The sequence below is a fragment of the uncultured Blautia sp. genome, assembly GCF_902497045.1.
In the GTDB taxonomy this organism is placed as follows: Bacteria; Bacillota; Clostridia; order Lachnospirales; family Lachnospiraceae; genus Blautia_A.
In genome coordinates this window covers 1-6,730 of sequence record NZ_CABVDF010000156.1, presented here as the reverse complement: position 1 = coordinate 6,730, position 6,730 = coordinate 1, and the positions used below count along the sequence as shown (strand labels likewise).

Annotated in this window: 6 protein-coding genes; 1 reads left to right on the top strand and 5 read right to left on the bottom strand. The window is 43.3% G+C overall.

What is annotated here, in order from left to right; all coding sequences use genetic code 11:
• Positions 1 to 183: 183 nt before the first annotated feature.
• The 5 genes from RDS42_RS10785 to RDS42_RS10765 form a co-directional block, all read right to left on the bottom strand.
• A complete protein-coding gene (locus RDS42_RS10785) occupies positions 184 to 1,170 on the bottom strand; it encodes an AraC family transcriptional regulator (RefSeq protein ID WP_308783678.1) in 987 nt (328 codons plus the stop codon).
• A gap of 134 nt (positions 1,171 to 1,304) precedes the next feature.
• Positions 1,305 to 2,330 (bottom strand): substrate-binding domain-containing protein, encoded by a 1,026-nt coding sequence (locus RDS42_RS10780; protein ID WP_177276072.1) that lies wholly within the window; start codon positions 2,328 to 2,330, stop codon positions 1,305 to 1,307.
• A gap of 81 nt (positions 2,331 to 2,411) precedes the next feature.
• Positions 2,412 to 3,413, bottom strand: coding sequence for an ABC transporter permease (locus RDS42_RS10775; protein WP_308783677.1), 1,002 nt, complete (start codon positions 3,411 to 3,413; stop codon positions 2,412 to 2,414).
• A gap of 2 nt (positions 3,414 to 3,415) precedes the next feature.
• Positions 3,416 to 4,411 (bottom strand): ABC transporter permease, encoded by a 996-nt coding sequence (locus RDS42_RS10770; RefSeq protein ID WP_308783676.1) that lies wholly within the window; start codon positions 4,409 to 4,411, stop codon positions 3,416 to 3,418.
• Positions 4,411 to 5,919, bottom strand: coding sequence for a sugar ABC transporter ATP-binding protein (locus tag RDS42_RS10765; RefSeq protein WP_308783675.1), 1,509 nt, complete (start codon positions 5,917 to 5,919; stop codon positions 4,411 to 4,413). Before RDS42_RS10765 ends, RDS42_RS10770 begins: the two co-directional genes overlap by 1 nt.
• A 205-nt stretch (positions 5,920 to 6,124) precedes the next feature.
• On the opposite strand from RDS42_RS10765, the gene RDS42_RS10760 reads away from it, so the two are divergent.
• Positions 6,125 to 6,730: response regulator (locus RDS42_RS10760; protein ID WP_308783674.1), on the top strand; the 606-nt coding region annotated here is incomplete at its 3' end.

Genomic DNA, 6,730 nt, shown 5'->3' with positions numbered 1-6,730 from the left:
AAAAGAAGCACCAAAGATATTTTATATAATTTCTGCGGAACGTGCAAAATTCTGTGTATTTCTGTTTCCGCATACCGGGAACACTTCTTTTTCCCATTGCCAAAGATAAAGTAAAATCTTCCAAAAAGGACATTACCGAATACATTTCCGAAGAAATGTGTTCTGCAATGTCCTTTTTTGATATTATTTCAGTCTTATCTTATCATTTTTTCTGTTAGCCTCCCGAAAGGCTTTTGGCGTCATATGATAGCGTTCCCGAAAAACTCTGTGAAAATAACTTCCATTTTCATATCCCACCGCTGCAATAACGTCACTGACAGGAAGATCTGTCTCACACATCAGCTCCACTGCCTTATTCAGCCGTTTCCGCTGAAGCAGCTCTTTAAAATTAAATCCTGTATTTTTTTTGATCATTTTGCTGAGCACATGCATAGGAAGATGCAGATGTTCACAGAGCTCTGTCAGAGACGCGTTTCTGTACCTCTGCTCAATATAGTCAAGAGTCGTCATCGCGATCATATTTTCGTACTGATTCGGCACTCTCATTTCCACATATTGTACAGAATCCAGAAGATAAAGAAAAATAAGCCCCATGGTTGTCTGATTGATACGGTTCTGATCTCCCTTCCCTGTCACAAGCGAATAGATCATGTTTTCCAGAAGATTTTGTATCTGCAGCACCTCCGCCACACGAAAATGCAGATATTCGCCTCTCTCCTGATCCTGACGCAGGACATTTACCAGAAAATCAGCCAGAACATTATTGTTTCCCGCCATCGTATATGCCACATCAAAAAACTCCGGCAGCACCATAAAATTGATCACAATATCATCTTTTCTCGCCGGAAGTATCTCATGTCTGGTAAACTGATTCAGAAAAAGCAGTTCTCCTTTCCTGATCACAACTTTTTTGTCTCCGATAATATTTGTCACAGCACCTTCACAGACATACAAAACCTCGATAAAATTATGTCTGTGAGAAGGAAAATGTACAAATCGTGTATGAGTACGCACAGCAATCAACTTTCCCTCCTGAAGCATTTTGGCACTGTCCACAATAAAATCCTGTCCGGAAGTGTAAATCCCTTTGTCCACCTCTGCCATTCCATCCAGTATACGCTGTTCTTCTTCTGTAATAATTTTCAGATGATCCAAAAGTGCCTGCTGCATATGCGTCCCTCCCTTTGCCTTCATCTTACCACAATCCCTTTTCTTATGCAAAGAAAAGAGGACACCGAAGCGCCCTCTTCTCCCACATTATATTAAAGGATTCAAATGAAGAAATTGATTATTGATAAATTTGATTAATACAGTTCTGCGTATTCTTCAATATTCTCTGGTGTAAACTGAAGCGGCTCGCCAAGAACGATCTCTGTACCGCCATCGTCAGCTTCTGTAATAGTAAAGTCACCAAGATCACCTGCTGTAAAGGACTCATCAAGAGCACCTGTGATCTCTTCTTTTACAAGAGACATCGTTGTATAAGCGCTGAGTTTTCCAAGACCCTGCATATCCCACAGATAGAAATACGGGCAGGAATGTGCATCATCAGCACCTGTGTACTCAAGCATCTCTGACGGAAGTCCAAGACCTGTCAGTTTACATGCAGACTCATTGTCCTGAAGATATTTTGCTGCTGCTGCGATACCTACTGTTGTAGGAGCACAGATCACTTTCAGATCCGGATAGTTCTGAAGAAGAGCGGCTGTCTGGTCGGTAGATTTCTGCGGCTCGTCATCACCATACGCAACCTCTACCAGTTCCAGTTTGCTATATTTGTCATCTTCTTCCATGATCTTTTTCATAGCATCGATCCATGCATTCTGGTTCGCTGCCTGAGAAGTAGCAGAAAGGATTGCAAACTGTCCTTCGCCTCCTGCAATGTCAAGAACAGCATCCATAAGCGCCTGCCCAACAGCTACTGTACCAGCCTGATTTACAAATACCTGACGGCTGTCTTTGTTTGGAGCAGAGTCGAAGGAAGATACCTTAATGCCTTCATCCATAGCCTCTGTCAGTTTTGCCTGAAGAGCATTTACATCATTTGCAGCAATACAGATAGCATCGAAATCCTGAGAAATCAGGTTGTCCAGAACCTTGATCTGTGCGTCAGCTGTTGCTGTTTCCGGATATACAACCTCAACCTTGCCGCCTTCTGCTTCTACAGTCTCTTTAAAGGAAGCTGCTGCGATCTCAAAGAATGCGTTGCCTGCTGATTTTCCAACAAGTGCAATCTTCTGTCCTTCTCCTGCACCTTCAGCAAGGACCGGAGTTGCTGCACCAAGAACCATTGCTCCACAAAGAAGCGCGCTGATAACTTTTTTGTTCATTTTGTTTTCCTCCCTTGGAATAATATAGTTTTTATCTGGAACTGTCTCCCTCTCAGGGAAACAGCATCCTTCCTGTTCATGTTATTTTGTTTTTACTGCTCTTCTTACCTGTCCGATGATATTCGGAAGAGCAACTGCAGCAATCAGAAGTACACCAATAATCAGCAGGATCACCTGTGCATGTACGTTCTGCTGTCCCAGGCCAACCCGGAGACATACAATGATAAATGCCGCAAGTACGCCGCCGGCGATATTTCCCTTACCGCCTGTAGAGGAAATTCCTCCAAATACTGCCATGGCGATGGCATCCATCTCAAAGCCGTTTCCTGTTGTCGTATTTGCTCCAAATGAAGAAGACAGAAGGAAAATAGCACAAAGACCGGAAACTGTTCCCATTACAGTATAAATGATCATACGGATCTTCTGTACATGAACACCGGAGTAATATGCGGTAAGACGGTTGGTACCAATGGCATAGACTCTCCGTCCGAATGTACTTTTGCCAAGAACAAGAGCAAAGATCACTGCAAGGATCAAAACCAGGAACAGGATATACGGCACCTTTCCAACTTTTCCTCCGATGGCATTAAAACCATCAAGATTTGACATTGTGATACTTCCGCCGCTTCCCAGAATGATTTCTGCAATCCCTCGGAAAATAATCTGAGTTGCCAGTGTAACGATCATCGGTGGAAGCTCCGTAAATTTTGTAAGGATAAATCCGTTAATGGCACCGCAGACAGTTCCTACAGCAAGACCTGTAAATACCACAACGATAAACGGCGCATTCATATTGCATACAATACAGCTCATGGTCGCGGACAAACACACGATAGATCCAACAGAAATATCGATCTCCCCAAGAACAAGTATATACGCCATAGGAAGCATCAGGAATACCTCTGCAAGGTAAACCGGCATCTGACGGAGCAGACTGCTTACATTATAAAATTCCGAAAACACTGCACAGAAAATATTTACTGCAATAAAGATCAGGACCAGGATTCCCTCCCAGGAGAAGATCATCCGCTTTATTGAACTTTCTGGCACGTTATTAATACTTCTTCCAGATTTTCCAGCCATGATTACATCTCCCTTCCTTTCAGTGCATTTTTGTCAGCAACACGCTGAAGAACTACGTTCATAACAACTACTACAAGAATGATCACGCCCTTGATGGTATTCAGCCACAGCTGATCAAAGAACGGGATCAGAGGAAGTGCCTTGGCGATAGTAGCAAGGATCAGGGATCCCAAAAGAGCTCCCAGAACACTTCCCCGTCCGCCGCTCATGCTGACACCGCCGATTACACAGGCAGCAATAACATCCATCTCACCGCCGTACTGCATATCCGGCATGGCAGATGCGTATACAGATACCTGAAGAGCTCCGCCCAAACCGGAAAGAAGACCCATGATCACATAAACCAGAAGTTTAATATTTTTTACATTGATGCCGGAAACCTGTGCCGCGCTTGGATTGCTTCCTACCGCATAGATCATTCGTCCGGTTCTTGTCCATTTCATAAACCAGAAGAAAAATGCATAACAAAGGATCACAACCCAGATCACACAATTAATTCCAAGAAATTTTGTAGTTGCAAAATTTTTAAAATTACCAAGAGCTGCTGCACCTGCCCACTGTCCTCCGTTAGAAACCAGATAGCCCATAGCACGGAACACATACATAAATCCCATGGTAGCAATGATAGGCGGTACATCTGCTCTGGATATTACAAGACCAACTGCCAGTCCGCAGACAATACCAATAGCAACTGCGATCAAAAAAGCCAGAGGAGTGCTTGCGATCACATCATTTTTCAGCAGCATTCCAATGGACATACCCGATAATGCCAGAGTAGACATAATAGAAATATCGATTCCGCCTACCAGCATAACGCATAACATTCCCAGAGCCATAACCATTGTCACTGCATTATTTTTCAGCATATCCATCAATGACTTAGGTGTCAGGAAAGCCGGATTAACAATCGTAACAAGGACAAAAAGCACAAGAAGAACCACTGCAAGCAGAGCCTCACGGGAGCCTGTCAGCCTCTTTATCAATGATTTCTTTTCCATTATTTAGAAGCCCCCTTTCCACTGCTTTTTTCCATCGCCAGCTCAAGAATTCTCTCCTGAGTAGCCTCTTCTCTTCCAAGCTCACCAGTTTTTCTTCCGTTGCACATAACGACAATACGGTCTGCCATACCAAGGATCTCCGGCATTTCAGATGATATCAGAATGATAGCGTAGCCTTTCTTTGCAAGATCTCCCATAATCGCATAGATCTCTGCCTTTGCTCCTACGTCAACACCTTTGGTAGGCTCGTCCATAATAACTACCTTCATTTCCTGACTCAAAGCCTTGGCCACAACAACCTTCTGCTGGTTTCCGCCTGACAGTGAACTTGCCGGCTGGAAAATATCAACTGCCTTTGTATCCACTTCCTCAAGAAGCTTTTTTGCAAGGTCTCTTTCTGTTTTTTCATCATTCAGCCCGTTTTTTGCATATTTGCTGATTGTTGGAAGCGTCACATTTCTTCCAAGGCCCCAGCTCATGATCAGACCCTCTTTCTGACGATCCTCCGGAAGGAGAATAATTCCTTTTTCCATTGCATCAGACGGCTGTTTGATGTGAGCTTCTTTTCCTTCCAGATAAACCTTTCCGGAATCCGGACGGGTAATTCCGCACACAGCTTCTACCACTTCTGTACGGCCTGCTCCTACCAGACCGGTAAGTCCAAGAATCTCTCCTGCTCTTACACCAAAGGATACATCTTTAAAGTATCCAACTCTGGAAAGTTTTTCTACCCGGAGCATTTCTTCTCCCAGTTTTACTTCCGGTTTCGGGAAAAGATCTGTAATCTCACGTCCTACCATAGCCTTGATAAGATCCGCATTAGTGATCCCATTTACATCATAAGTGCCAATATACTGAGAATCACGGAACACGGTCACCCGGGATGCCAGACGGTACATATCCTCAAAACGATGAGATATGAAGATGATAGAAACGCCTTCTTCTTTTAATTTATCTACAAGTGTATACAGCTTTTCAGATTCCGATCTGGTCAGTGCCGCAGTAGGCTCATCCAAAATAATGATCTTTGCATTTGTGGACATAGCCTTGGCAATCTCTACCATCTGCTGCTGTGCTACACTTAAAGTTCCCATTTCCGCTGTAGCGTCAAAGTCTGCATCCAGCTGTGCAAGAAGCTTATTTGCCTCTGTATTCATAGCCTTCCACTGGATCATCCGGTTTTTGATGATCTCATGACCCATAAAAATATTTTCCGCCACAGTTAAGTGGGGATATGATGTAGGATGCTGGTATACAGCTGCAATACCAGCTGCCTGTGCATCTTTTGGTCCCTTGAAGTCCACTTTCTGTCCATTTAAGAACATTTCGCCTTCTTCTGCTTTATGTACACCCGTGATAACCTTGATAAATGTTGATTTTCCGGCACCATTTTCGCCCATAAGCGCATGAACTTCACCGGGCTTCAACTGAAACTGTACATTATTTAATGCCTTTACACCCGGAAAAATCTTAGTAATGCCTTTTAATTCAAGAACATATTCAGACACGGCTCTTTCTCCTCCCTTTTTCTTTGAACTGCATTTATTGTATCATTGACGTCTCTATAAAAAAACCGCAATATATTTGGAATCAGGGTAAAATATTTTCCATTTTTCTGCACAAAAACGATTTTATTTATTCTCGTATTCCTGTGAAAATTGTGATAAACTATAATTACTTTACTTTAACATGGTCAACACAAAGGAGACTTCCATGAAATTACTAATCGTAGATGACGAGGAACTGACAAGGACCGGACTGATGACCTCGATAAACTGGGCTTCTCTGGGAATTGAAGAGATTTTCCAGGCAGATGACGGAGTAAACGGACTGGAGCAGGCCCGGATCCACAAACCGGAAATTATACTCTGTGATGTCCGTATGCCCCGTATGGACGGAATCACTATGCTGGAACGCCTGGAAAAAATACTTCCTGATTCTGTTCCTATTTTTATGAGCGGATATTCTGACAAAGAATATCTGAAGGCCGCCATCCGCTTAAAAGCAGTCAATTATATCGAAAAACCACTGAATCCTTCAGAGGTTTCAGAAGCAGTCCGTGAGGCCGGAAATCTTTATATTCAAAAACTCCACTCTAAAAGAGGCGAAACTTTAAGATCCATGGAAACCGCCTCCCAGCTGGCTCTGCTCCTGACACTTCCTGCACTTCCGGATCAGGAAACTGTACGGACATTTTCCCGGGAATTAGGTCTTTCCATCAGAAACACCTCCTGTATTCTTTCCTTTATAATAAAGATGCAGGTTTTCCCAGAACTTCCGGTATTGGAAGAATTTCACAGAGATCTTTCCGATTTTTTG

Excerpts from the sequence above, each read along its gene's own strand:
- RDS42_RS10780 (WP_177276072.1), bottom strand. The coding sequence starts at position 2,330 with ATGAACAAAAAAGTTATCAGCGCGCTTCTTTGTGGAGCAATGGTTCTT.
- RDS42_RS10775 (WP_308783677.1), bottom strand. The coding sequence starts at position 3,413 with ATGGCTGGAAAATCTGGAAGAAGTATTAATAACGTGCCAGAAAGTTCA.
- RDS42_RS10770 (WP_308783676.1), bottom strand. The coding sequence starts at position 4,411 with ATGGAAAAGAAATCATTGATAAAGAGGCTGACAGGCTCCCGTGAGGCT.
- RDS42_RS10785 (WP_308783678.1), bottom strand. The coding sequence starts at position 1,170 with ATGCAGCAGGCACTTTTGGATCATCTGAAAATTATTACAGAAGAAGAA.